We start from the raw sequence: 23911 nt of genomic DNA on the forward strand, positions 1-23911 counted from the left end.
GCCGGAGGATCCGTGCCGCCGCTGTATTCGATCGGCAAAGTCACTGTCGCACCCGCTCTGATGCTCGGCTGGCGGCCCAAGGTGGAAGGCCTGGAGAACGTCCCGTCCACTGGCGGGGTGATCCTGGCCGCCAACCATCTGTCCGTCGCCGACGAGTACTTCCTCGGCGCGGTCCTGCCCCGGCACGTGGCGTTCTGGGCCAAGGCGGAGTACTTCACCGGTACCGGGGTTCGGGGTTTTCTGACCCGGAGCCTGGTGACCGGGTTGGGGGCGATCCGGGTGGAACGCGGTGGCGGACGGGCCGCGTTGAGTGCGTTCGACGGCGCGATCCCGCTGCTGCGAGCCGGCCGGCAGGTGGCGGTGTTTCCGGAAGGGACCCGGTCACCGGACGGCCGGCTGTACCGGGGCCGGACCGGTGCTGCCCGGCTCGCGCTGGCCGCCGGGGTGCCGATCGTGCCGGTCGGCTTCCTCGGCACCGACGAGATCCAGCCTATCGGCGCGCTCTGGCCGAAGTTCAAGCGTGGCACGGTCGTGGTCCGGTTCGGTAAGCCGCTGGACTTCACCGGGCGCGCAGACGACCACACCGAGTTGCGCAAGATGACCGACGAGATGATGAGCGAGATCCAGCGGCTCACCGGCCAGGAGTACGTGGGGCGCTACGCTCCACCGCGTACCGGTGCCGGCCGGGCCGTGAACGGTTCGACCGGCGACGCGCCGCCGCCGGCCGGCCCGGCCGGCGACGACCCGGTCACCCCCGGCTGACGACGTCGGCGCGCAGCCGTCGGGTCAGCTCGGCGCTCTCGTCGACCGATCGGCGGGTGAACATCGCGGTACCGAGGCTGCCGTGGTCGGCCCAGGCGCACACCACCACGTCGGTCCCGTCGGCCCGTCCGGTGCCGCAGCTCAGATGCATGCCACGGGCGTCCGTCTCGAAGGCCACGACGTCGGTGAACCGGAATTCACCGTCGATGCGGATGATTTCGTCGTCGAGGTCGGTGCCCGGTGTCATCCGGAAGCCGGTGGTGCCGGAGAGCACCACCAGCTTGCCGTTGCCGTCGCGGTAGACGCCGGCGAAGGTGTCCTCGGCGAGCAGATGCGCGGTGCGCATCTCGCTTTCCAGCCGGGTCACGGTTTGCAGGCTGGTCCGGTCGTCGCTCAACCGTAGGTCGGCTATTTGCGCCGGCAGTGCTGCGCTCGCCGGGTACTGGTCCCACAGCGGTTTGCCGTAGTAGGCCGGGCAGCCGCAGCAGCAGGCGAGGGTGAGCAGAGTGAACAGGGACATCGTCCAGGGCCACCGCCGTCGGCGGCGCCGGGGGCGGCTGGGCGTCGGTGGCGGGCGGAAACCGGCGGCCGGGGGCATCGGTCGTGCTGGCACCCGCGACGGCGGCCCGGGTCGCGTTTGGGGCTTCGGGGCGACCGGCGTCGCCGGCGGTGGCACCACCGCCTGTCGTGGTGGCGGCTGTCGCCGGGTTGGCTGATAAGGGGTAGCGGGATCCATCGGCTCGTCCGCGACCGGCCAGTCGTGGTGGTGTCCGGCGTGGTGGTGTCCGCCGGCCGGGTCGCCGGTCGGCCACGGATCGGCGGCCGCCCACGGATCCACCGGGGTACGGGTCTCCGGGTCGTCGCCGGGCACCTCACCGATCGGCAGACGCAGGGTGGGATTGCGAGGCGGGGCGGGTGCTTCGGGTACCGGGTCGTCCCGTCGCCACCACGCCTGCCTGGGCCGTGGCGGTGGTACGGCGGCGGAGCCCCGCCACGGCGCCGGCGACACCGAGGTCGCCGGCTCGTCTGCGGCCCCGGTGCCGTCTGCGGCCCCGGTGCCGTCGACGGTCGGAGTCGCGTCGATCCGGGTCGCGTCAGTTGCCGCGGTCGCGTCAGTGGCGGGGGTCGCGTCGATCCGGGTTGCCTCGGCGGCCCGCGTGGTCGCCTCGGTCGGGCGTACCTTGGTCGGGCGTACCTCGGTGTCCGGCGCGGTGGGGTCACCGGCCGCCTCGGGCGTCCGGTCCGTGGTCGGACCCTCGTCCGGTCGCGGCTGCCGCATCGCAGATGCATCTCCTCTCGGGCCTCGTTCGAGGTTAGTACCGCCCGGCCAACCCGCCACCGGCCGCTGCCCGACGGCACCTCGGCCACCCGGGCCACCCGGGCCGGCGGTACGCGTACCCTGGGTGGTTGATCTGTGCGTCCGGTGCGGTCTGGAGGAGGTTTGATGAGTGTCACGGCGGGTGCTGCGCCGGCAGGTGTCGAGAGCGGCCCGGTGACCCGATCGGTCTGGCCCCGGTTGGAGCCGCTGCTGCCGCAGGTCAGCAAGCCGATCCAGTACGTCGGCGGCGAGCTGGGCGCGGTGACCAAGGACTGGGACGCGACGATCGTGCGTTGGGCTCTGATGTATCCGGACGCCTACGAGGTCGGACTGCCCAACCAGGGGGTGCAGATCCTCTACGAGGTGCTCAACGAGCAGCCGGACGTGCTGGCCGAGCGGACGTACGCGGTGTGGCCTGACCTGGAACGGCTGATGCGCGAGCACGGGGTGCCGCAGTTCACCGTCGACGCGCACCGGCCGGTCGGCGACTTCGACGTCTTCGGGATCTCGTTCGCCACCGAGCTGGGCTACACGAATCTGCTGACCGCGATCGACCTGGCCGGCATTCCGCTGCTGGCCGCCGACCGTACCGACGCGCACCCGGTGGTGCTGGCCGGTGGGCACGCGGCGTTCAACCCGGAGCCGATCGCGGACTTCATCGACGCGGCGGTGCTCGGCGACGGTGAGGAAGCCGTCCTGGAGATCACCGCGATCGTCCGGCAGTGGAAGGCCGACGGCTCGCCCGGCGGGCGCGACGAGCTGCTGTTGCGGCTGGCCCGTACGGAGAGCGTCTACGTGCCGCGCTTCTACGACGTCGACTACCTGCCGGACGGCCGGATCCAGCGGGTGGTGCCGAACCGGGCGGACGTGCCGTTCCGGGTGCACAAGCGCACCACGATGGACCTGGACGCGTGGCCGTACCCGAAGAAGCCGATCGTGCCGTTGGCCGAGACGGTGCACGAACGGTACGCGGTGGAGATCTTCCGGGGCTGTACGCGCGGCTGCCGGTTCTGCCAGGCCGGCATGATCACCCGTCCGGTGCGGGAACGATCGATCACCACGGTCGGCCAGATGGTCGCCGACGGCCTGGAGTACTCCGGCTTCCACGAGGTCGGCCTGTTGTCGCTGTCGTCGGCCGACCACTCGGAGATCGGCGACATGTGCTCGGGTCTGGCCGAGCAGTACGCGGGCACGAACGTGTCGCTGTCGTTGCCGTCGACCCGGGTCGACGCGTTCAACATCGAGCTGGCGCAGGAGCTGTCGCGCAACGGCCGGCGTACCGGGTTGACGTTCGCCCCGGAGGGTGGCTCGGAGCGGATCCGTCGGGTGATCAACAAGATGGTCTCGGAGGAGGACCTGATCCGGACCGTGGTGACGGCGTACACCAACGGTTGGCGTCAGGTGAAGCTCTACTTCATGTGCGGGTTGCCGACCGAGACCGACGAGGACGTGCTGCAGATCGCCCGGCTCGCGCACGAGGTGATCAAGGCGGGGCGGGCGGCGACCGGTTCCAAGGACATCCGCTGCACGGTGTCGATCGGCGGCTTCGTCCCCAAGCCGCACACCCCGTTCCAGTGGGCGTCGATGCAGTCGCCGGAGGTGATCGACAACCGGCTGCGGCTGCTCAAGCAGGCGATCAACGCCGACCGGTCGCTGGGGCGGGCGATCGGCTACCGCTACCACGACGGCCAGCCGTCGCTGATCGAAGGGCTGCTGTCGCGCGGTGACCGGCGGGTCGGCGCGGTGATCCGCCGGGTCTGGGAATCCGGCGGCCGGTTCGACGGCTGGAGCGAGCACTTCTCGTACCAGCGCTGGGTCGACGCGGCGGCCGAGACGTTGCCGGCGTACGGAGTCGATCTCGACTGGTACACGGCGCGCGAGCGGGACGCCACCGAGGTGCTGCCGTGGGATCACCTCGATTCGGGCCTGGACAAGGACTGGCTCTGGCAGGACTGGCAGGACGCGATGAGCGAGTACGAGCAGGACGACTGCCGATGGACGCCCTGTTTCGACTGCGGTGTCTGCCCGTCGATGGACACCGAGATCCAGATCGGCCCGACCGGGCAGAAACTGCTGCCGCTGACGCCGGTGAACACCGGTCTGCGGGCACCGGCCGCCGGCTGACTGGTACGGCGGTGTCACCTGGGCGACGATTGCCCGGTCAGGTGGCCATCGTCGTCCGATCGGCATCCCCATCTCATTCGAGGAGCATCGCGATCAGCAGGAAGCCACAGCCAGAAGGCGGCCAGGCGCCGGTCGTGCAGCGGATCCGGATCCGGTACGCCAAGCGTGGGCCGCTTCGGTTCACGTCGCACCGCGACTTCGCCCGGGCGTTCGAGCGCGCGTTGCGCCGGGCCGGCGTACCGGTCGCCTTCTCCCAGGGGTTCACGCCGCATCCGAAGATCTCCTACGCGAGCGCGGCACCGACCGGGGTGGCCAGCGAGGCCGAGTACCTGGAGATCGGCCTGCAGCGGGCCGTCGACCCGGGCGAGCTGCGCGTGGCGCTCGACGCGGCCCTGTCGCCGGGCCTGGACGTGCTCGACGCTGTCGTCGCCAGCGGCGGCAGCCTGGCGGACCGGATCGACGCGTCGCGGTGGCGCGTCGAGTTGCCGGGGATCGAGCCGGATCTCGCCCGGCGGGCGGTCGAGGTGTTCACCGCCGCCGACGAGGTGCTCGTCGAACGGATGACCAAGCAGGGGCGGCGGACCTTCGACGCGCGCGCGGCGGTGCTGCGGATCGCGGTGGTCACCGGGTACGGCGAACCGGCTGATTCAGGTATCGGACCGGATGCTGGCCTACCTTCCGAGGTCAGCTCGGTGCCGTGTGCGATACTCGACCTAGTCGTCCGGCAGGTCACCCCGTCGGTACGACCCGATGACGTCCTTTCCGGCCTGCGCGTCATGGCCGACCTGGAGCCGCCGGTGCCGCCCAGAGTGACCCGGCTAGCGCAGGGAACACTGACCGCGCAGGTGGAGATCGTCGATCCGTTGGAGGCGGATCGCGTCGGGCAGTCACCGGTGAACGCCGACCGTGTTCCGGCCGGCGCTCAGTAAGCCAGACTTCGGCGGTCTGCCTCCGGGTCTTTCGCCCAACCGGGCCGGGAGCTCAGCGGCGTGTCCGCCGGAACACCTTTGCGGCAACCCTGCGTGGCAGCGCTCACCCGCGCCCGGGGCGGCCAGAACTGGAGAACGTCCGATGCTCGACAACGAGCCCGAGGGCGGTGACCTGACCGGCGTGCAACCGGTCAGCGACACCACCGACACCACTCGTACCGCGCCGGCCAAGGCCACCCGGCGGCGCAGCACCAAGGCGGCCGCTGCTGCCGAGGCCGCTGCTGCCGAGGCCGCTGCTGCCGAGGCCGCCGCAGCCGAGGCTGGCGGCCCGTCCGCCGGCGCATCGTCGTCCGGTGATCCGGCCGGTGGCGAACCACCGGCGGCACCCAAGACACGTCGTCGCCGTACGACCGCGGTGAAGGCCACCAGCGACGCCGCCGAGACCAGCGGCGGCCCGGAACCGACCGGCGGGGAGTCCGCCGGCACGGCAGGGTCCGCCGGGGCCGGATCCGCCACCAGCGCCGCACCGCCGGCCGCCACCGCCGGCGAACCGGCCAGCGGGTCGGCGGAACCGGTGAAGAAGGTCACCCGACGCCGCAAGAAGGTCGCGGAGCCGGTGGTGGTCCCGGTCGAGGAGAGCGAACCCGCACCCGGATCGGCCGCTCCCGCGTTGGCGGCGGCCCGGCCTGTCGGCTCGCCCGTGGTCACCGAACCGCCGGTGGGCGAGTCGGCACCCACCCCGCCCGGTCAGGTGTCCGACGAGAGCGACTCGGCGGCCGACCCGACGCCGCCGACCCGACGCCGTCGTACGGCTGCGGCCAGTCCGCCGGTGGTGCTGTTCATGGCGCCGGACCCGCAGGCACCGCCGCCCGCCGGCGCGGCGCGTCCATCGACCGCTTCTGCCAGCTCGGCCGGTCCGGCCGGCTCGACCTCGATCGAGCCGGCCGTGGCCGAGCCGCCGGCACCCGAGCCGGCCGCCGCGGACACCGAGCCGACCCGTCGGCGGCGGCGCGGCCGGCGCAGCGCGGACGGCGACGCCGAGTCGGTGGCCGGCGCGGCGACCGCCGACGTCGACGAGCCGGCGGCGGCCGCCGCCTCGACCGAGTCGCTCGACGAGGACGACGACGATGACGACGACACCCCGGCGGGACGCCGTCGGCGCCGTCGCGGACGCCGTGGCCGGGGCCGGGGCAAGGGCGGTGCCGAGGACGACGGCGTCGACGAGACCGAGCCGGTCGGCGCGGTCGACGAGCCGGCGGCCGACGACAGCGACGCCGACGCCGACGGCGGTGGTGACGGCGACGGTGACGGCGACGGGCTGACCCGCCGTCGTCGTCGGCGGCGTCGCCGGGGGGCGGGCGATCCGGAGTCGGGTGCCGAGGACGGCGTACCGACGGTGGTGAAGATCCGCGAGCCGCGCAAGACCGCCGACGAGGTGCAGGGCGTGTCCGGGTCGACCCGGTTGGAGGCCAAGCGTCAGCGTCGCCGCGACGGGCGGGAACAGCGCCGTACCCGGCCGCCGATCCTCAGCGAGTCGGAGTTCCTGGCCCGACGTGAGGCCGTGGACCGGGACATGGTGGTCCGCCAGCGCGGCGACCGGACCCAGATCGCGGTGCTCGAGGACGGCGTCCTGGTCGAGCATTACGTCACTCGTGCCACCTCCGGCACCATGGCCGGCAACGTCTACCTGGGCAAGGTGCAGAACGTTCTACCGAGCATGGAGGCGGCGTTCGTCGACGTGGGGCGCGGCCGCAACGCCGTGTTGTACGCCGGGGAGGTCAACTGGGACGCCACCGGTCTGGAGGGGCGGGCCCGGTCGATCGAGCAGGCGTTGCGGTCCGGCGACTCGGTGCTCGTCCAGGTCACCAAGGATCCCATCGGGCACAAGGGCGCTCGGTTGACCAGCCACATCGCGCTGTCCGGCCGGCACCTGGTGTACGTACCCAACGGCAACGCGTCGGGGATCAGCCGCAAGCTGCCGGACACCGAGCGTAAGCGGTTGCGGGACATCCTCAAGAAGCTGGTGCCCGACGGCGCCGGTGTCATCGTGCGGACCGCCGCCGAAGGCGCCAGCGAGGACGAGTTGGCCCGTGACGTCAAGCGGCTGCAGGCGCAGTGGGACGACATCCGGGCCAAGGCGACCGGCGGTGGCGCGCCGACCTTGCTGTACGAGGAGCCGGATCTGGTCATCCGGGTCGTGCGGGACCTGTTCAACGAAGACTTCCGCGAGCTCGTCGTGGAGGGCGACACGGCGTACGAGATGGTCGAGTCCTACCTGGCGCACGTGTCGCCGGATCTGTTGCCTCGGCTTCGTCGGCACGCCGGGGTCGTCGACATCTTCGCCGAGCGTCGGATCGACGAGCAGATCCTCAAGGGTCTGGACCGCAAGGTGTTCCTGCCGTCCGGTGGGCACCTGGTGATCGACCGGACCGAGGCGATGACCGTCATCGACGTCAACACCGGCAAGTACACCGGTGCCGGCGGCAACCTCGAGGAGACGGTCACCCGCAACAACCTCGAGGCCGCCGAGGAGATCGTCCGGCAGCTACGGCTGCGCGACATCGGCGGGATCGTGGTCATCGACTTCATCGACATGGTGCTGGAATCCAACCGTGAGCTGGTGCTGCGTCGACTGACCGAGTGTCTCGGCCGGGACCGCACCAAGCATCAGGTGACGGAGATCACCTCGCTCGGTCTGGTGCAGATGACCCGCAAACGGATCGGCGCCGGCCTGCTGGAGGCCTTCAGTGAGACCTGTGACTGCTGCAAGGGGCGCGGGTTGATCATCCACACGGAGCCGGCGCCGGACAAGCCCAGGGCGGCAGGCACGTCCAGCGCCAGCGCGAGTGCCGGTGCCGGTGACAAGGTACGGGCGGTCGCTGCGGCCACCGCTCCGGTGCCGGTGTCGGCCGGTACCGGTCGGCGACGGGGCCGCAAGGCCGTCGAACCGGTGGTCGACGTGGTCGACTCGGCCGAGGCGGTGGAGACCGACCGCACCGGTTCAGCTGGCGTCGAGGGGACCGGTCCGGCGGTGGAGATCGGCGGAGCAGGTGGCGTCGATGACACCGCTGGCGTCCACGACTCCGCTGGTGCGCAGGAGTCCGCTGGTGCGGCTGAGCCCACCGGCACCGGTGAGCCCGGCGGCCGGGTCGAGCGGCCGGCCGTGTCCGGTCTGATCACCGCGAAGGCCGGCGGCGTGGTGTCCGGGTTGACCGCCGAGACCGACGACGAGGACGACACCATGGGCTACGACCTGTCCCGGTACGAGGTCGACTTGGCCCCGGACGGTGGCAACGGGCGGGAGCCGACCCGGCTGGCCGGCGACGATGATCCGGATCTGGCCGGCGACGATGATCCGGACCGGGACGCGGTGTCCGACAACGGCTCGGTGGGCCGGCGTCGGGTTCGTCGGGGTGGTACCCGGCGCCGGACCCGCCCCTGAACCGTGAGGTTCACCCGCCCTCGGTCGGGGTACCGATTTGAGGGCGGGGACCGGCATGGCGTACGCTTGCCGGTGGCGCACCCGGTGCGCCACGTTCCCGCGCGCCCGTGACTGGCCGGTTCGTCCGACAGTGTGACGGGCCGACGCGAACATCATCCGCCAGCGACAAACGACAGGAGCCGCGTCCGATGTACGCGATCGTCAAGACCGGCGGCAAGCAGTACAAGGTCGCCGAGGGCGACGTGATCGAGGTCGAGAAGCTCATCGGCGTACCCGGTGACGCGGTGACGCTGCCCGCAGTGCTCCTCGTCGATGGCGACGACTTGGTGACCGACGCGACCGCGCTTGCCCAGGTTGCGGTGACCGGCGAGATCGCCGCGCACACCAAGGGTCCGAAGATCCGGATCCACAAGTTCAAGAACAAGACCGGTTACCACAAGCGCCAGGGTCATCGTCAGCCGCTGACCCAGGTCAAGGTGACCGGCATCTCGAACGGGAAGTAGGCGCCAGACATGGCTCACAAAAAGGGTGCATCCAGCTCGCGTAACGGCCGCGATTCCGAAGCCAAGCGCCTCGGGGTCAAGCGTTTCGGCGGCCAGGTGGTCAGTGCCGGCGAGATCCTGATCCGTCAGCGTGGTACCAAGTTCCACCCGGGTGACCTGGTCGGCCGGGGCGGCGACGACACGCTGTTCGCGTTGGCCGCCGGGTCGGTGCAGTTCGGCACCAAGCGCGGCCGCAAGACGGTCAACATCGTGCCGGCGGCGCAGTAGGCGTTCGCGTCGATCCATACGCGTCGAGCGGGCCGTGGACCTGAGGTCCCGGCCCGCTTCGTCGTGTCGGAGTCGATTCCGTACCAGGAGAGGACAGGGCCGTGACCACGTTCGTCGACCGGGTCGTGCTGCACGTACAGGCCGGTAACGGTGGACACGGCTGCGTGTCGATCCACCGGGAGAAGTTCAAGCCGTTCGGCGGGCCGGACGGCGGCAACGGTGGACATGGCGGCAGCGTGACGCTGGTGGTGGATCCCCAGGCACACACGTTGCTCGACTTCCACTTCCGTCCGCATGCCAAGGCCGAGAACGGCAAGGGCGGCGCGGGCGGCAACCGGGACGGCGCCAAAGGCGCTGATCTGGTGCTCAAGGTGCCGAACGGGACCACCGTGCAGACACTCGACGGCACCGTGCTGGCCGACCTGGTCGGTGCCGGGACCAGCTTCGAGATCGCCCGGGGTGGTCGGGGCGGCCGGGGCAACGCGGCGCTCGCCAGCGCGCGACGTCGGGCGCCGGGCTTCGCCGAGTTGGGTGAGCCGGGTGACCAGCTCGACGTCGTCCTCGAGCTCAAGAGCGTGGCCGACGTGGGCCTCGTCGGGTTCCCCTCCGCCGGCAAGTCGTCGCTGATCTCGGTGATCTCGGCGGCCAAGCCCAAGATCGCCGACTACCCGTTCACCACCCTGGTGCCCAACCTCGGGGTGGTCCGGGTCGACGAGCACACCTTCACCGTCGCCGACGTACCGGGACTGATCCCGGGTGCCGCCACGGGCAAGGGGCTCGGTCTGGAGTTCCTGCGGCACATCGAGCGGTGCGCGGTGCTGGCCCACGTCGTGGACACCGCCACCTTGGAGTCGGGACGCGATCCGGTGGCGGACATCGACGCCATCGAGGCGGAGCTGTCCGCGTACGGCGGTCTCGCCGACCGTCCCCGGCTGGTCATCCTTAACAAGATCGACATTCCGGACGGCCAGGAGATGGCCGACCTGGTACGTCCCGACCTGGAGGCCCGGGGGCTGCGGGTCTTCGCCGTCAGCGCGGTGAGCCGGCAGGGTCTGCGGGAGCTCAGCTACGCGCTGGCCGAACTGGTCGCCGCCGCCCGCGCCGCCGCTCCGCCGTTGGAACCGACCCGGATCGTGCTGCGCCCGAGAGCGGTCGACGATGCCGGCTTCACCGTCGAGCCGCTCGACGACGGCGCGTTCCGGATCAACGGCGTGCGTCCGGAGCGGTGGGTACGGCAGACCAACTTCGACAACGACGAGGCCGTGGGTTACCTGGCCGACCGGTTGGCTCGTCTCGGGGTGGAGGACGCGCTGGCCAAGGCGGGTGCCGAACCCGGCGCACTGGTCAGAATCGGTACGTACGAGTTCGACTGGCAGCCGAGCCATTTCGCGGACGTCGACTATGTGCCGAGCTCCCGCGGGACCGATGTCCGGCTCGCCGAAGCGCCGACCCGGCACTCCGCCGCCGAACGGCTCGCTGCCCGTAAGGCCCGCCGACAGCGACCGGCCGACGAGATCGACGGGGACGGGGACGACGATACCGGAGAGTAACCGTCCGGTGTGGCTTCCGCTTCATCTGACGCCGGCCAAGTTGTCGAAGTCGGGCCTGATCCCGGCCAACTGGACGAAACCTCCGGGAAATGCGGATTGTCTACCGTGACAGAGTGTTAATCGAGCGTCGCCCGTCCACCGATCCCGAGGTGGCCGCTCTGGTCGCGACTCAGGAACGGGAACTCAGGGAGGCGGAACGCGCCGGCCGTACGGTCGATCCGGTGGTCTACCCGGTACACGACGACGCGCGGTACCTGGTCTGTGTGGTGGACGGCCGGGCGGTGGCCTGTGGAGCGATCCAACCGGTGGACGCCCAGACCGTGGAGATCACGCGGATGTACGTCCGTCCGGCGTACCGGGGTCGGGGGATCGCCCGGCATCTGCTGACGGCGCTGGAGGAGTTGGCGTACTCGTCGGGGTACACGGTGTTCCGGCTGGAGACCGGCAGCTATCTGCCGGCCGCGCTGCACCTCTACGCGTCGGCCGGTTACTCGCGGATCCCGGTGTACGGCGAGTACGTCGGTAACCCGTACAGCGTCTGCTTCGAAAAGCGCATCCCGGTGGCCGCGGCCTGACCGGTCGCACTCCGCCCCGGGGTGGCGATAGCCGGGCGAATGGTGGGATCATGTCATGCCATGAGCGATTCGCCGGTTCTGGACGGCCCCGAGGCTATCGATGCTCATCTGACCGCCTCCATCGAGCGGTGGGAACGGGGACGGCACGGTGTGCGGTTCGTCCTGTGTGACGACCAGGACCGGGTGCGGATGCACTGCCCGGTCGACGATCTTCCCGCCAGCCCGGATCCGACCGACTGCGCCCAAGCGGTCTCGATCTTCGCCAACGCGTTGGCGGAGCGGGCCGGCAACGGGGCCATGCTCGTCGTGCTGACCAGGCCGGGGTCGAGTGCGGTCAGCGATCCGGACCGCGTCTGGTTCCACGCGGCGTACGGCGTCTGCGGCAAGGTCGGGGTACGGCTGCTCGGCGTGCATCTGGTCACCCCCGCCGATCAACGGCGCATCCTGCTCGACGACGCACTCTGAACCTGCTCCCGGATGTCGCGTGCTGGGGGCTGCTGCCGGCTTGTGTAAAAGATTATTGACATCGTGTCGGGGTTACTTTACCTTGGTGATGTCAGGTTTTCTTTACATCTGGTTGGTGGTGCAGCGTGTCGTACGAGGAGAAGGGCACCTGGGTGTTCCTGGTGACCACCCTGGGCACGTTCGTGGGCTACACGGTGGCCGTCCTGCGGCGAGCCGGCGACGGGCCACTCGTCGAGGCACCGTACGTGTCGACGATGCTCTGGGCGATCGGCGTCGCCATCGTCGCGGCCATGGTCGTGCGGATCGTGGTCGAGATGGCCGCGCCGAGCGAGACCTACCAGATTGACGTGCGCGACAAGGAGATCAATCGGCGGGGCGACTACGTCTCCGGGCTGATCCTGTCGGTCGGGATGGTCCTGCCGCTCGGGCTGACCCTGGCCGAACTCGACCACTTCTGGATCGCCAACGCCATCTACGCGGTGTTCGTGGTGTCCACCTCCATCGGCGCGATCGTCAAGATCGTCGTGTACCGGCGGGGGTGGTGACGCATGGGCAAACCGACCAGGGTGACCAACTCGATCCGGGCCCTGCGTTTCGCCAACGGTGAAATGACCCAGGCCGAGCTGGCCAAACGACTCGGCGTCACCCGGCAGACGGTGATCGCCATCGAACAGGGCAGGTACTCGCCGTCGCTGGAGATGGCGTTCCAGATCGCCCGCGTGTTCGCGGTCCCCCTCGACGACGTCTTCCAGTACGCCGCCGACGAACCCGCCTGACCACAACCCCGCTGTGCCATTGATCGCCACCCCCTCGGGAGGACCCGCCATGCAAGCGATCACCCAGGATTCGTACGGCCCACCGCAGGACGTGATGGTCCTGCGCGAGGTCCCCCGGCCGGTGCCGGAGGAGCGTGACGTGCTGGTTCGCGTACACGCCACGCCGGTCAGCGGCACCGACTGGCATCTGACCAGAGGACTGCCGTACGTCGCCCGACCGGTCACCGGCTGGCGTCGACCGAAGTCCCGGATTCCCGGCTACGACCTGGCCGGCACCGTCGTCGAGACCGGAGCGGCGGTGACCACCCTGCGACCGGGCGACCAGGTGTACGGCTGGGCCGCCAGCACCTTCGCCGAGTACGCCACCGTGCCGGAGCGGCAACTGGTGCCGGTCCCGACCAACCTCACCCTGGAGCAGGCGGCGGCGGTGCCGATCGCGGCCTTCACCGCGCTACAGGCGGTGCGCGACGGGGGCGGCCTGCGGCCCGGCCAGGCTGATGAGCCCGGCCGCCGGGTGCTGATCACCGGAGCGTCCGGCGGCGTCGGGACCTACGCGGTCCAGTTCGCCAAGGCGTACGGTGCCCACGTCACCGGTATGTGCCGGACCAGCAAGATGGACCTGGTCGCCGGGCTCGGCGCCGACGAGGTGGTCGACTACACCACCACGGCGCTGCGCGACCTCGGCCGCCGCTTCGACGTGCTGATCGACCTGTACGGCAACCCGTCGCTTGCCGACTGCGCCCGCGTGCTGGTCCCCGGTGGCAGGATCGTCTACGTCGGCGGTACCGGCGGCCGGTGGTTCATGGGCGTCGACCGGTGGCTGCGCGGCATGGTGCTCGCGCCGCTGCGCCGGCTCCGCACCCGGCCGGTGATCCACTCCGACAGCCGCGACGACCTGGTCACCATCACCGGGATGATCGAGTCGGGAGCGGTCCTACCGGTGCTGGATCGGACGTTCCGGCTGGCGCAGGCGGCCGAGGCGATCCGCTTCGTCACCGCCGGCGAGGTACGCGGCCAGGCCGTGCTGCGCTGCGCCGACTGACCACCGTACTCGCCTCAGTTCGACGACGAATCAGCCGATCGACACCTGACCCGGGCACTGGATCCACCACCGCGATCTCTCTGGTCCGCTCCGCGAACCGGTCACTGTCCGACGATCGGGTCAGCAGGTCGCGCAGGTCCGAATCGAAGGCCGGCAGGCGATCGGCGAACAGGTGCGGTGCCGAACTGGACAGGGGAGAACACCGCAGCGGCGACCTCGTCGACCGTACGCCTCACGATCTGACCGCCGCCGACCTCGATCCGGGCCGGTCCGGTGAAGCCGGCCCGGCGCATGACGTCCTCTCCGCCGGAGCGGGTCCCGACGGGCAGTAGACCCTGTCCGGCCCTGCGTACCGGCCCGAGGTCGTCGGCTACCAACTCGTCGACGCGGTCCCACGGCGGGCGGGGGTGTGGCAGCGGGTCGGCGCCGTCCACGCCGCGATGGGTAGTGGCGTGGACGTGGACCCAGGCACCATCCAGGTCGAGCATGTCCCGGACCCGGTTCGCCACCAGGACTGATCCATCCAGTGGAACGACTGGGCGAACGTGACCACCCGGAAGGTGCCCAGATCCGCCGGTAGCTCCTCGGCCCGCAGCCGACGCCACTCGATGCTGGCAACGCCCGCCCGGTCGGCGCGGCGGGCCGCCTCGGCGAGCATGCCGGCATCCGCGTCGACCGCCGACTGCCGTCTCGAACAACGGCGCCGGCGGCAGCGTCAACGAGCCGGGGCCGCAGCCGACGTCGAGTAGCCGACCCCGACCGTCGAGACCGAGCGCCCGGCGGATGTCGTCAGCGAGGATCGACGGGTACGGCATCCGGCCGGCGGCGTAGTGCGTGGCGCTGCCGGCGTACAGGGTCTCGTCCCCGCCCTCAGCTGTGGCAGGGCACCTGGCGCCTGGCCGAGCCGTCGCTCCGTGAGGCGGTCGGACCGGACGGCGAACCCTGTGTCAGTCCAGGTCGAACTCGCCGTCTTGGGCGCCGGCGACGAAGGCGTCCCACTCGGCCTGGGTGAAGACCAGGATCGGGCCGTCCGGCTCGGCCGAGTTGCGCATGCCGATCAGGTCGTCGACGAACGCGATCTCGACCGCGCCCTCGGAGTCGTCCCCTTCGGCCCGCTGCCACACCGCCCGCGACAGGTCGAAATCGCCCTTGGGGTGCTGCGCCATCGTCGACTCCTTCTGCACGGGAACACACGCGAGTGATGTCGGGCGGTACACGCCCGGTTACCGGCACAGGCTAACCCCCGCCGATCCCGGGTCGTGCGGCAGGATGGGCGAATGCCGAGTCTGACCCGCGCCGAGGCCGCCGAACGCGCCGCGACGATCACCGTCGAGTCGTACACGATCGACCTCGACCTGACCACGAGCGACACCGAGTTCGCCTCGACCGGCGTGATCGAGTTCCGGGCCGCGCCGGGAGCGGCGACCTTCGTCGAGGTCGCCCCCGTGACGCTGACCCAGGTACGGCTCAACGGCGTCGACCTGGACCCGGCGACGCTCGACGGCAACCGGATCCCGTTGACCGGGCTGGCCGGGCACAACACGCTGACGGTGCGGGCGCGGATGGCGTACTCCAACTCGGGACAAGGGCTGCACCGCTTCGTCGACCCCGCCGACGGCGAGACCTACCTGTACGCGATGTCGTTCCTGGACGACGCGCCGCGCATCTTCGCCTGCTTCGACCAGCCCGATCTGAAGGCCCCGGTCCGGCTGCGGGTCACCGCACCGCCGCAGTGGACGGTGGCGGCCAACGGCCAACCGACCGGACGACCGGTCGACGGCCGCTGGGAGTTCGCGCCGACGCAGCCGCTGGCCACGTACTTCGTCACTTTGATCGCCGGGCCGTACCACGCCCGCCACGCCGAGCACGACGGAATTCCGCTGGCGGTCTACTGCCGACGGTCCCTCGCCGAACACCTGGACGCCGACATCGAGGAGATTCTCACGGTCACCCGGCAGTGCCTGGACCGGTTCCACGAGCTGTTCGACGTGCGCTACCCGTTCGGCGGGTACGGGCAGGCGTTCGTGCCGGAGTTCAACGCCGGCGCGATGGAGAACCCGGGCTTGGTGACCTTCCGCGACGACCACATCTTCCGGTCGGCGGTCACCGACAGCGAACGGGAGAGCCGGGCCACCACGATCGCCCACGAGATGGCCCACATGTGGTTCGGTGACCTGGTCACCATGCGCTGGTGGGACGACCTGTGGCTGAACGAGTCGTTCGCCGAGTACCTCGGGGTGCGGGTGACCGCCGAAGCGACCCGGTTCACCGACGCCTGGGCCACCTTCGGCATCCTCTACAAATCCTGGGGGTACGCCGCCGACCAGCGGCCGTCCACCCACCCGGTCGCGCCGGAGGAGGTGGCCGACGCCGAGCAGGCACTGCTCAACTTCGACGGCATCTCGTACGCCAAGGGCGCGTCGGTGCTGCGCCAACTCGTGGCCTGGCTGGGCGACGAACCGTTCCTGGCCGGGCTGCGCGCCCACTTCGCCGCCCACCGGTTCGGCAACGCCACCCTGGCTGACCTGCTCGAGGCAATGACCAAAGCCAGCGGTCGGGACCTGTCCGACTGGGCGGCACGGTGGCTACGCCAGGCGCAGGTGAACACGATCCGCGCCGAGGTGACCGTCGACGAGGCCGGCCGCTATCAGCAGGTCACGCTGGTGCAGACCGCCCCGGACAGCCATCCGGTGCTGCGCCCGCACCGGATCGGCCTGGGCCTGTTCGACGCCGGAACGACCGCCGACCAGCCGGTGACGCGGCGGGGTCGGCTGGCGGTGGACCTGGAACCGGACGTCGACGGTGGGCGGACCCTGGTGCCGGAACTGGTCGGCGAGCCAGCGGCCGATCTGCTGCTGCTCAACGACGGCGACCTCGCGTACGCCAAGGTGCGGCTCGACCCGGCGTCGGCGGCCGCGTTGCCGGCGATGCTGCCCGGCATTTCCGACCCGCTGGCCCGGGCGCTGTCGTGGACCGCCACCCTGGACGCGGTCCGTGACGCGCAGCGGCCGGTGGCCGCGTTGGCCGATCTGATCGAGCGGGCCCTGCCGGCCGAGACGGCGGTGGTCATCGTCGAGGACGTGCTGCGGCTCAGCCGGTCGATCATCGACCGGTACGCGCATCCGGCGGACCGGCCGGCGCTGCGGGCCCGGCTCGCCGCCGCCTGCGCGCGGCTGTTGGCCGCCGCCCCGGAAGGCGGATCGGTACGGTTGGCGGCCGCGCGGGGTGTGATCGCCGCGAGCGGGGACGCCGACGTGTTGCGGGGGTGGCTGGCGGGGCGGGCGGTGCCGGCCGGGATCGTGGTCGACGCGGAGTTGCGCTGGTCGTTGCTGTACCGGCTGGCGGTACTCGGCGAGGTCGGGACGAGCGACGTCGACGCCGAGCTGGGGCGGGACCGCAGCGCGGCCGGTGAGCAGTGGGCCGCGAAGTGTCGGGCGGCCCTGCCGGACGCCGCCGGCAAGGAGCGCGTCTGGCAGGCGATCGTCACTGACGTCGAGCTGTCGAACCGGATCGTCGAGGCGTACGCCGAAGGGTTCTGGCAGCCGGAGCAGGCTGAGCTCACCGCGCCGTACGTCGACCGCTACGTCGCCGACCTGCCGGCGGCTGCCCGGCGCCGCGCGGCCTGGCTGGCCGACCGGGTGGCGCAGCTGGCGTTCCCGCAGTACGCGGTCAGCGAGCAGACCCGGTCGGCGGCGGCGGCCCTGCTCGCCCGCGACGATCTCACCGCCGGGCTGCGGCGGGTGGTCGTCGACGCCGCCGACGAACTGGATCGGGCGTTGGCGGCGAGGTCGGCCTACGGCCCCGGGGCAGGCACTCGATAGTGTTGGCTGCACCACGCGACCGGGCCTTCGGGTGGATCACCGGCATACCATTCGTCGATGGACGAGGGCATCCGTCGGGTCGGGATCATGGGTGGGACCTTCGATCCGATTCACCAAGGTCACCTGGTGGCCGCCAGTGAGGTGGCGGAGCGCTTCGCGCTCGACGAGGTGGTGTTCGTCCCGACCGGTGATCCGTGGGAGAAGGCCGGGCTGTCGGTGAGTCCGGCGGAGGACCGCTATCTGATGACGGTGATCGCGACCGCGTCCAACCCGCGGTTCCAGGTCAGCCGGGCCGACATCGACCGGCACGGTCCCACGTACACCATCGACACCTTGCGTGACCTGCAGACCGCGTACGGGCCGAAGGCGCAGATGTTCTTCATCACCGGTGCCGACGCCCTGGAGAAGATCCTGTCCTGGAAAGACGCCGCCGCGATGTTCGAACTGGCCCATTTCATCGGCGTCACCCGGCCCGGGTTCGAGCTGTCCGACGCTCATCTGCCGGCCGACACGGTGACGTTGGTGGAGGTGCCGGCGATGGCCATCTCGTCGACCGAGTGTCGGGCACGGGTCGCGGCCGGCAAGCCGCTGTGGTACCTGGTCCCCGACGGTGTGGTGCAGTACATCGCCAAACGGGGCTTGTACCAAGGGGAATCCCGGGCAATTCATCCTGATTTGATGCAATAAGACCAATATGGTAGGATTGGTCGACCGCTCGGGTGTGAGAGGCTAGAGCAGCATGAGCTGTCTAGCTGAAGGAGTGTTGTCGAGGTGATCCGATGAGCGCCTCCGAGCGCGCGCGCGAGCTGGCCCTGACGGCCGCCCAGGCCGCCGCTGACAAGAAGGCGCAGGACATCGTCGTCATTGACGTGGCGGACCGAATGGCGATCACCGACGCCTTCGTCATCGCCTCCGCGCCCAACGAGCGTCAGGTCCTGGCGATCGTCGACGCCATCGAGGAAAGCCTGGTCGGTCTGCCGGAAAAGGCCAAACCGATACGCCGCGAAGGCGACCGCGCCGGACGGTGGGTACTGCTCGACTTCAACGACATCGTCGTGCACGTCCAACACGCCGAGGAACGCGAGTTCTACGCTCTCGACCGGCTCTGGAAGGACTGCCCCGTCATCCCGTTCGTCGATCGGGACCTGGTGGACGCCGAGGCTGGTAGCGGCGAATGACCCGGCTGATCGTCTGGCGGCACGGTAACACCGACTGGAACGCCGCCGACCGGGTGCAGGGCCAGACCGACACCGCCCTCAACGATCTCGGCCGGGACCAGGCCACCGCCGCCGCGCCGTTGATCGCCGCCCTGCAGCCGGACGCCATCGTCGCCTCCGACCTGCGGCGTGCCGCCGACACGGCCGCCGCCCTGGCCGCGTTGACCGGACTGCCGGTACGGACCGATCCACGGCTGCGGGAGCGCTACTACGGGCTCTGGCAGGGACTGACCATGCCGACCATCGCCGAACGCTTCCCGGCCGAGCACGCCCGGTCGCGCGCTGGTGACCAGTCGCCCGGTTGCGAGGTGGAAAGCCTCGACGACCTCGGCAAACGGGTCGGGGAAGCCCTGCAGGAAGCAGCCGACGCCACCCCCGGCGGTACGGTCGTGGTCGCGACCCACGGGGGCGCCGCCCGCCAGGGCTGTGGCTACCTGCTCGGCTGGGGTGCCGAGATCCTGCGTACGGTCGCCCCGCTGCAGAACTGTCACTGGACGGAGTTGCGCCACGATTCCGTACGTGGCTGGCAGTTGCGGGCGCACAACATCGGGGTGAGCGGCACCCACGACATACCCGCCCCGACCTGACCGCCGGGTCAGGTCGCGTCCGCCGGGCGGCGTCGTCCGTCGCCGACCGGCGGATCCGGTGATGATCAGCTACCGTGCCCAGATGCCCGTCGCGGTCGTCACCGACTCCACCGCCTACCTGCCGGCGGAGTTGGCCGGCCGGCACGACCTCACCGTGGTGCCGCTGACCGTGGTGATCGACGGTGTGGGTCGCCGCGAAGGCATCGACCTGACGCCGGCCGCCGTGGCCGCCGCGTTGACCAGCCGCAGATCGACGGTCAGTACCTCCCGGCCCGCGCCGGAGCAGTTCGCGACGACGTACCGGGACCTGTTCGCGGTCGGCGCCACAGGCGTCGTCTCGGTGCACCTGTCGGCGGGACTGTCCGGTACCGTCGCCGCCGCCGAGCTGGCCGCCCGCGAGGTCGACCCGGAGCGGATCCGAGTGGTGGACAGCGGATCGACCGGAATGGGACTCGGCTTTCCCGCCCTGGCCGCTGCCGCTGCCGCTGCCCGGGGTGCCCCGCTGACCGACGTCCACAGCGCGGCGGCGGCGACCGCCGCCCGCACCTACACCCTGTTCTACGTCGACACGCTGGAGTTCCTGCGTCGAGGAGGTCGGATCACCGCCGCGTCGGCGCTGCTCGGCACCGCGTTGTCGGTGAAGCCGATCCTGCACGTCGACCAGGGTCAGGTCGTACTCCGCGACAAGGTGCGTACCGCCGGACGCGCGCTGGCGAAACTGGTCGATCTGGCGACCGCCGCGGCCGGCGACGCCGACATGGTCGACATCGCCGTTCACCACCTCGACGACCCGGAGCGGGCGACGGCATTGGGCGACGCGCTGGCCGATCGGTTCGGCAGCCGGCTGGGTGACCGCTACCTGGCCGAGATCGGCGCGGTGGTCACCGCCCATGCCGGTCCCGGGCTGCTGTCGGTAGTGGTCCACCGGCGTGAGCACGCCGCGCCATAGCACACTCGGCGACGGTCCGGGCGGCTGTCCACAGCCGCAGCGTCGTCCACAGCCGTTCTCCTGCCTGACGCGCGTCGCGCGTCGTCGTTTCTAGGGTCGGCGGCGTGACCGATGAGGAGACCGTCCGGCGACGGTTGGCGCGACTGACCCGACCGGTGGACGCTGGGCCGGCGGAAGCCCGACCGGCGGACCGCGACGTTGCGCCGGACACCGACGCGGAGTCGTCGCGGGCCGACGAGTCCGACCGGGCCGACGAACTCGACTTCGTGTCGGGTTCCAGGCAGGGATTCCGGACCGCCGCCTTCGATCCCGGACGCCGGGGTGTGAAGGCACTCGCGGTCGTCGCGGTCGTGGTGACCGTCGTCGTGGCGATCCTTGTCTGGCGGTCCCGGCCGCAGGTCGAGCCGGTGCGGCCGGTGGACGGAGCGGCCGTCGTCGGCGCGACGGCCGGACCGGCGAGCGGCGTGCCGGCTGACTCACCCGCGATCGTCGACCCGGCGGCCGAAGCGACGGCGGCGGACGCTTCCACCGAGGTGGTGGTCGCCGTCACCGGCCGGGTACGCCGTCCCGGCCTGGTCCGGCTGCCGGTCGGCGCCCGGGTGGCCGACGCGGTGCACGCCGCGGGCGGAGCTTTGCCCGGCACCGACCTGGCCTGGCTCAACCTGGCCCGCAAGGTCACCGACGGCGAACTGATCGCGGTCGGGGTGACCCCGCCACCCGGAGTGGCCGCCGGACCGGGCGCTGTCGCTGGTGCCGCCCCCGCGTCCGGCGGCGGGGCAAAGGTCGACCTCAACGCGGCGACCACCGAACAACTGCAGACGCTTCCCGGCATCGGGCCGGTACTCGCCCAGCGGATCGTCGACCACCGGGACCGGGTCGGCGGCTTCGACTCCGTCGCCGATCTGCGGGAGGTCAGCGGGATCGGAGACACCCGCTTCGACCAGTTGCGCGAACTGGTGACGGTGTGAAGCCGGCGCGACGGGACAATCCACCTCCCGACCTTCGGCTGGCCGGATTCGCGATCGCCTGCTGGCTCACCGCGTTCGCTGTCGTGCAGACCTCGACCAGAACCGGGCTGTGCGTCGTGGGTTTGGCCGCAGCCGTCGCGGTGGTAACGGCCGGCTGGCTGCGCCGCGTCTCGGACGACCCGGGCGGACGACGGCGTGGCCGGTCCGCTGTCCACGCGCGTCGCCACGGTTGGCTGGTCGTCGCGGTGGCCCTGGGCGTACTGACCGGGGGAGTGGCCGCGGCCGCCCGCGTCGTGGTCCGGGACGCCGAGCCGATCGCCGGGCTCGTTCGGGACCGGGCGGCGGTGACCGTGGTCCTGGTGATCCGGGACGATCCCCGGCAGATCCGGTCAACGGTCGGCAGTGCCCCGCTGTGGCTGGTGACGACGCGGCTGGTCGACCTCACCGTGGCCGCGCCGGCACCATCGCCGAGCGGATCGTCGGCCGCCTCCGGCGCACCGGCGCGGCCCGGACCGGTTGCCGGTCAGGGCCTGGGCGGTCCAGGTGGCATGGTCGGGGACCCCGGTACCGTCGGCCGCCAACTGGTGGTTTCTCCCCGGTTGCTGGTGCTCGGCACCAGCGGTCGATGGGAAGGGCTGTTGCCAGGCCAACGGGTCCGGCTCAGCGGTCGGCTGGCGCAGTCCCGGGGAGGTGACCTCAACGCCGGGGTGCTGTCGAGCGACGATGATCCTCGGCGTATCGGTGAGCCGAACTGGGCGCAGCGCGCCGCCGGGACCTTGCGGACAGGACTGCAGCGTGCCTGCGCGTCGTTGCCGGGCGAACCTGGCGGCCTGCTGCCGGGTCTCGTGGTGGGCGACACCAGCCGACTGAGCCCTGAGGTGGAGGAGGACTTCCGGGCCACCGGACTGACCCATCTGGTCGCCGTCAGCGGCTCCAACGTGGCGATCATCGTGGGTTTCGTCCTGCTCGGCATGCGGTGGTGTCGTGCCGGCCCTTGGCTGACCGCCCTGGCCTGCGCGATCGCGTTGGTCGGCTTCGTGATCCTGGCCCGTCCCTCACCAAGTGTGGTGCGTGCCGCGACGATGGGTGCGATCGGACTCCTCGCGCTGGCCACCGGGCGCCCCCGTGCCGCGATTCCCGCGCTGGCCGCCGCGATCGCCGTGCTCGTCGTGGTGGATCCGCAGCTCGCGGTGGACGCGGGGTTCGCCCTGTCCGTGATGGCCACCGGCGGCCTGTTGCTGTTGGCCCCCCGTTGGCGCGACGCGATGGTGGCCCGTGGGCTACCGACCGGTGTGGCCGAGGCGCTGACGATTCCGGCTGCCGCGCAACTCGCCTGTACCCCGGTCGTCGCCGGGCTGTCGGGCGTGATCAGCCTGGTCGCGGTACCGGCCAACCTTTTGGTAGTACCGGCGATCGCACCAGCTACCGTGCTCGGCGTCGGTGCGGCGATCCTCTCGCTGGTCTGGCCGACGGGTGCCGAGTTCGTGGCGTGGCTGGGCCATTGGCCGGCGTGGTGGTTGGTGTTGGTCGCCCGGTACGGCGCACAGGTTCCGGCGGGCTCGCTGCCGTGGCCGGACGGGGCGGTCGGGGCGTTGTCGTTGGCCGGGTTGACCGTACTGCTGCTGATCGTCGCGCGGCGCCGGACGGCCCGTCGGCTGCTCGCGGTCGTCGCGGTCGCCGCGCTGGTCGGGGCCTTGCCGATTCGGATCGCCGCTCCGGGCTGGCCGCCGGACGGCTGGGTGGTGGCGGTGTGCGCGGTCGGTCAGGGCGACGCGGTGGTGCTGCCGGCAGGTGCCGACGCCGCCGTCGTGATCGACGCTGGTCCGGATCCGAGCGCGGTCGATCGCTGTCTGCGCCGATTGGGTGTCCGCAGGGTTCCGGTCCTGATCGTCAGCCACTTCCACGCCGACCACGTCGCCGGGATGCCCGGGGTGTTGCGTGACCGGCGGGTGGGGGCGGTCGTCACGACACCGTGGCCGGAGCCGGCCGCCGGCCGGGACGCTGTGCATCTCGCGGCGGTCCGCGACGGGGTGGGGGCCGGCCCGGTCCAGGCCGGCTGGACCTATCGGTACGGCGACGTGGAACTGACGGTGCTCGGTCCGACGCGACGCTTCTCCGGCACTCGGTCGGATCCCAACAACAACTCGTTGATGGTGTTGGCCGTGGTGCGTGGGGTGCGGATCCTGCTGACCGGTGACGCCGAACACGAATCACAGCGCGCGCTTCTCGACCGTTATGGACCGGACGGGCTGCGGGCACATGTCCTCAAGGTCGCGCATCACGGCTCGGCGTTTCAGGAACCGGCCTTCCTGGACGCGGTCCGTCCAGCGGTCGCGCTGGTCCCGGTCGGTGTCGAGAACCGGTACGGACACCCGAACCCGGCGGTGCTGGCCCGGTTGGCGGCGGGCGGCGCCCGAGTGCTGCGGACCGATCTCGACGGTGAGTTGTCGGTGGTGTACCGCGACGGCGCATTGGGGGTCGCCAACCGCGAACTCGACGCCACCGACAGGGCTGGCTGAGCCGTCAGCCGATGGCTGTGATCGCACCCGGTGGGTCCGGGATCGCATCCGGTGGCTTTGGCCGATCCAGGAACCTTCGAGTTGATCGACCGTGTTT

Annotated in this window: 22 protein-coding genes and 1 pseudogene; 19 read left to right on the forward strand and 4 right to left on the reverse strand. The window is 71.1% G+C overall.

Features of this window, described 5'->3' with window-relative positions:
- The first annotated feature begins 12 nt into the window (after positions 1-12).
- Positions 13-762: a lysophospholipid acyltransferase family protein gene (locus tag O7632_RS11945; protein WP_278114031.1), complete on the forward strand. Its 750-nt coding sequence runs from the start codon at positions 13-15 to the stop codon at positions 760-762.
- Here O7632_RS11945 and O7632_RS11950 read toward each other — a convergent pair.
- Positions 749-2041, reverse strand: a complete 1293-nt coding sequence (locus O7632_RS11950; protein ID WP_278114033.1) for a hypothetical protein — start codon at positions 2039-2041, stop codon at positions 749-751. The two genes, O7632_RS11945 and O7632_RS11950, sit on opposite strands and share 14 nt — an antisense overlap.
- Positions 2042-2206: 165 nt before the next feature.
- Here O7632_RS11950 and O7632_RS11955 point away from each other — a divergent pair, with 165 nt between their 5' ends.
- The 11 genes from O7632_RS11955 (at position 2207) to O7632_RS12005 (ending at position 13753) form a co-directional block, all read left to right on the forward strand.
- Positions 2207-4204: a TIGR03960 family B12-binding radical SAM protein gene (locus tag O7632_RS11955; RefSeq protein ID WP_278114035.1), complete on the forward strand. Its 1998-nt coding sequence runs from the start codon at positions 2207-2209 to the stop codon at positions 4202-4204.
- Positions 4205-4338: 134 nt separating this feature from the next.
- Entirely contained in the window at positions 4339-5133 is a 795-nt protein-coding gene (locus tag O7632_RS11960; RefSeq protein ID WP_278114036.1) for a TIGR03936 family radical SAM-associated protein, read from the forward strand.
- Positions 5134-5275: 142 nt separating this feature from the next.
- Positions 5276-8575, forward strand: a complete 3300-nt coding sequence (locus O7632_RS11965) for an Rne/Rng family ribonuclease (RefSeq protein WP_278114037.1) — start codon at positions 5276-5278, stop codon at positions 8573-8575.
- Between the two features lie 188 nt (positions 8576-8763).
- Positions 8764-9078 (forward strand): 50S ribosomal protein L21, encoded by a 315-nt coding sequence (gene rplU, locus O7632_RS11970; protein ID WP_278114039.1) that lies wholly within the window; start codon positions 8764-8766, stop codon positions 9076-9078.
- A 9-nt stretch (positions 9079-9087) separates the two neighbouring features.
- Positions 9088-9345 carry a 50S ribosomal protein L27 gene (gene rpmA / locus O7632_RS11975; protein ID WP_278114042.1) on the forward strand — a complete coding sequence of 86 codons (258 nt, stop codon included), beginning with the start codon at positions 9088-9090 and terminating at the stop codon, positions 9343-9345.
- Positions 9346-9446: 101 nt separating this feature from the next.
- Entirely contained in the window at positions 9447-10895 is a 1449-nt protein-coding gene (gene obgE / locus O7632_RS11980) for a GTPase ObgE (RefSeq protein ID WP_278114044.1), read from the forward strand.
- Positions 10896-11008: 113 nt separating this feature from the next.
- Positions 11009-11470, forward strand: a complete 462-nt coding sequence (locus tag O7632_RS11985; RefSeq protein ID WP_278114045.1) for a GNAT family N-acetyltransferase — start codon at positions 11009-11011, stop codon at positions 11468-11470.
- 60 nt (positions 11471-11530) lie between these two features.
- Positions 11531-11935, forward strand: a complete 405-nt coding sequence (locus O7632_RS11990) for a hypothetical protein (protein ID WP_278114046.1) — start codon at positions 11531-11533, stop codon at positions 11933-11935.
- A gap of 125 nt (positions 11936-12060) precedes the next feature.
- Positions 12061-12480 carry a hypothetical protein gene (locus O7632_RS11995; protein WP_278114048.1) on the forward strand — a complete coding sequence of 140 codons (420 nt, stop codon included), beginning with the start codon at positions 12061-12063 and terminating at the stop codon, positions 12478-12480.
- A 3-nt stretch (positions 12481-12483) separates the two neighbouring features.
- Complete coding sequence (locus O7632_RS12000; RefSeq protein WP_278114050.1) at positions 12484-12711, forward strand: helix-turn-helix transcriptional regulator; 228 nt, start codon at positions 12484-12486, stop codon at positions 12709-12711.
- Between the two features lie 49 nt (positions 12712-12760).
- A complete protein-coding gene (locus tag O7632_RS12005; RefSeq protein WP_278114051.1) occupies positions 12761-13753 on the forward strand; it encodes an NAD(P)-dependent alcohol dehydrogenase in 993 nt (330 codons plus the stop codon).
- Between the two features lie 101 nt (positions 13754-13854).
- On the opposite strand, the gene O7632_RS12010 is transcribed toward O7632_RS12005, so the two are convergent.
- From O7632_RS12010 to O7632_RS12020, 3 genes and pseudogenes are all read right to left on the reverse strand, one after another.
- Positions 13855-14262, reverse strand: coding sequence for a hypothetical protein (locus tag O7632_RS12010; RefSeq protein ID WP_278120565.1), 408 nt, complete (start codon positions 14260-14262; stop codon positions 13855-13857).
- Between the two features lie 17 nt (positions 14263-14279).
- A pseudogene (locus O7632_RS12015) lies at positions 14280-14411 on the reverse strand (SAM-dependent methyltransferase); the annotation flags it as partial.
- A 289-nt stretch (positions 14412-14700) separates the two neighbouring features.
- The gene (locus O7632_RS12020; RefSeq protein WP_278114053.1) at positions 14701-14919 is read right to left on the reverse strand and encodes a DUF397 domain-containing protein; all 219 of its coding nucleotides are present in this window, start codon (positions 14917-14919) and stop codon (positions 14701-14703) included.
- Between the two features lie 111 nt (positions 14920-15030).
- Here O7632_RS12020 and pepN point away from each other — a divergent pair, with 111 nt between their 5' ends.
- From pepN to O7632_RS12055, 7 genes are all read left to right on the forward strand, one after another.
- Positions 15031-17574 carry an aminopeptidase N gene (gene pepN / locus O7632_RS12025; RefSeq protein WP_278114055.1) on the forward strand — a complete coding sequence of 848 codons (2544 nt, stop codon included), beginning with the start codon at positions 15031-15033 and terminating at the stop codon, positions 17572-17574.
- A gap of 57 nt (positions 17575-17631) precedes the next feature.
- The gene (gene nadD / locus O7632_RS12030; protein WP_278114056.1) at positions 17632-18261 is read left to right on the forward strand and encodes a nicotinate-nucleotide adenylyltransferase; all 630 of its coding nucleotides are present in this window, start codon (positions 17632-17634) and stop codon (positions 18259-18261) included.
- Between the two features lie 92 nt (positions 18262-18353).
- On the forward strand, positions 18354-18752 hold the full coding sequence (rsfS, locus tag O7632_RS12035) for a ribosome silencing factor (protein ID WP_278114057.1): 399 nt from the start codon (positions 18354-18356) through the stop codon (positions 18750-18752).
- A complete protein-coding gene (locus tag O7632_RS12040; protein WP_278114060.1) occupies positions 18749-19378 on the forward strand; it encodes a histidine phosphatase family protein in 630 nt (209 codons plus the stop codon). Before rsfS ends, O7632_RS12040 begins: the two co-directional genes overlap by 4 nt.
- Before the next feature lie 82 nt (positions 19379-19460).
- The gene (locus O7632_RS12045) at positions 19461-20327 is read left to right on the forward strand and encodes a DegV family protein (protein WP_278114061.1); all 867 of its coding nucleotides are present in this window, start codon (positions 19461-19463) and stop codon (positions 20325-20327) included.
- A gap of 104 nt (positions 20328-20431) precedes the next feature.
- Positions 20432-21295 (forward strand): ComEA family DNA-binding protein, encoded by an 864-nt coding sequence (locus O7632_RS12050; protein ID WP_278114063.1) that lies wholly within the window; start codon positions 20432-20434, stop codon positions 21293-21295.
- Positions 21292-23814 carry a ComEC/Rec2 family competence protein gene (locus tag O7632_RS12055; RefSeq protein WP_278114065.1) on the forward strand — a complete coding sequence of 841 codons (2523 nt, stop codon included), beginning with the start codon at positions 21292-21294 and terminating at the stop codon, positions 23812-23814. Before O7632_RS12050 ends, O7632_RS12055 begins: the two co-directional genes overlap by 4 nt.
- Positions 23815-23911 lie beyond the last annotated feature (97 nt).

The organism is Solwaraspora sp. WMMD406 (assembly GCF_029626025.1).
Lineage (GTDB): Bacteria > Actinomycetota > Actinomycetes > Mycobacteriales > Micromonosporaceae > Micromonospora_E.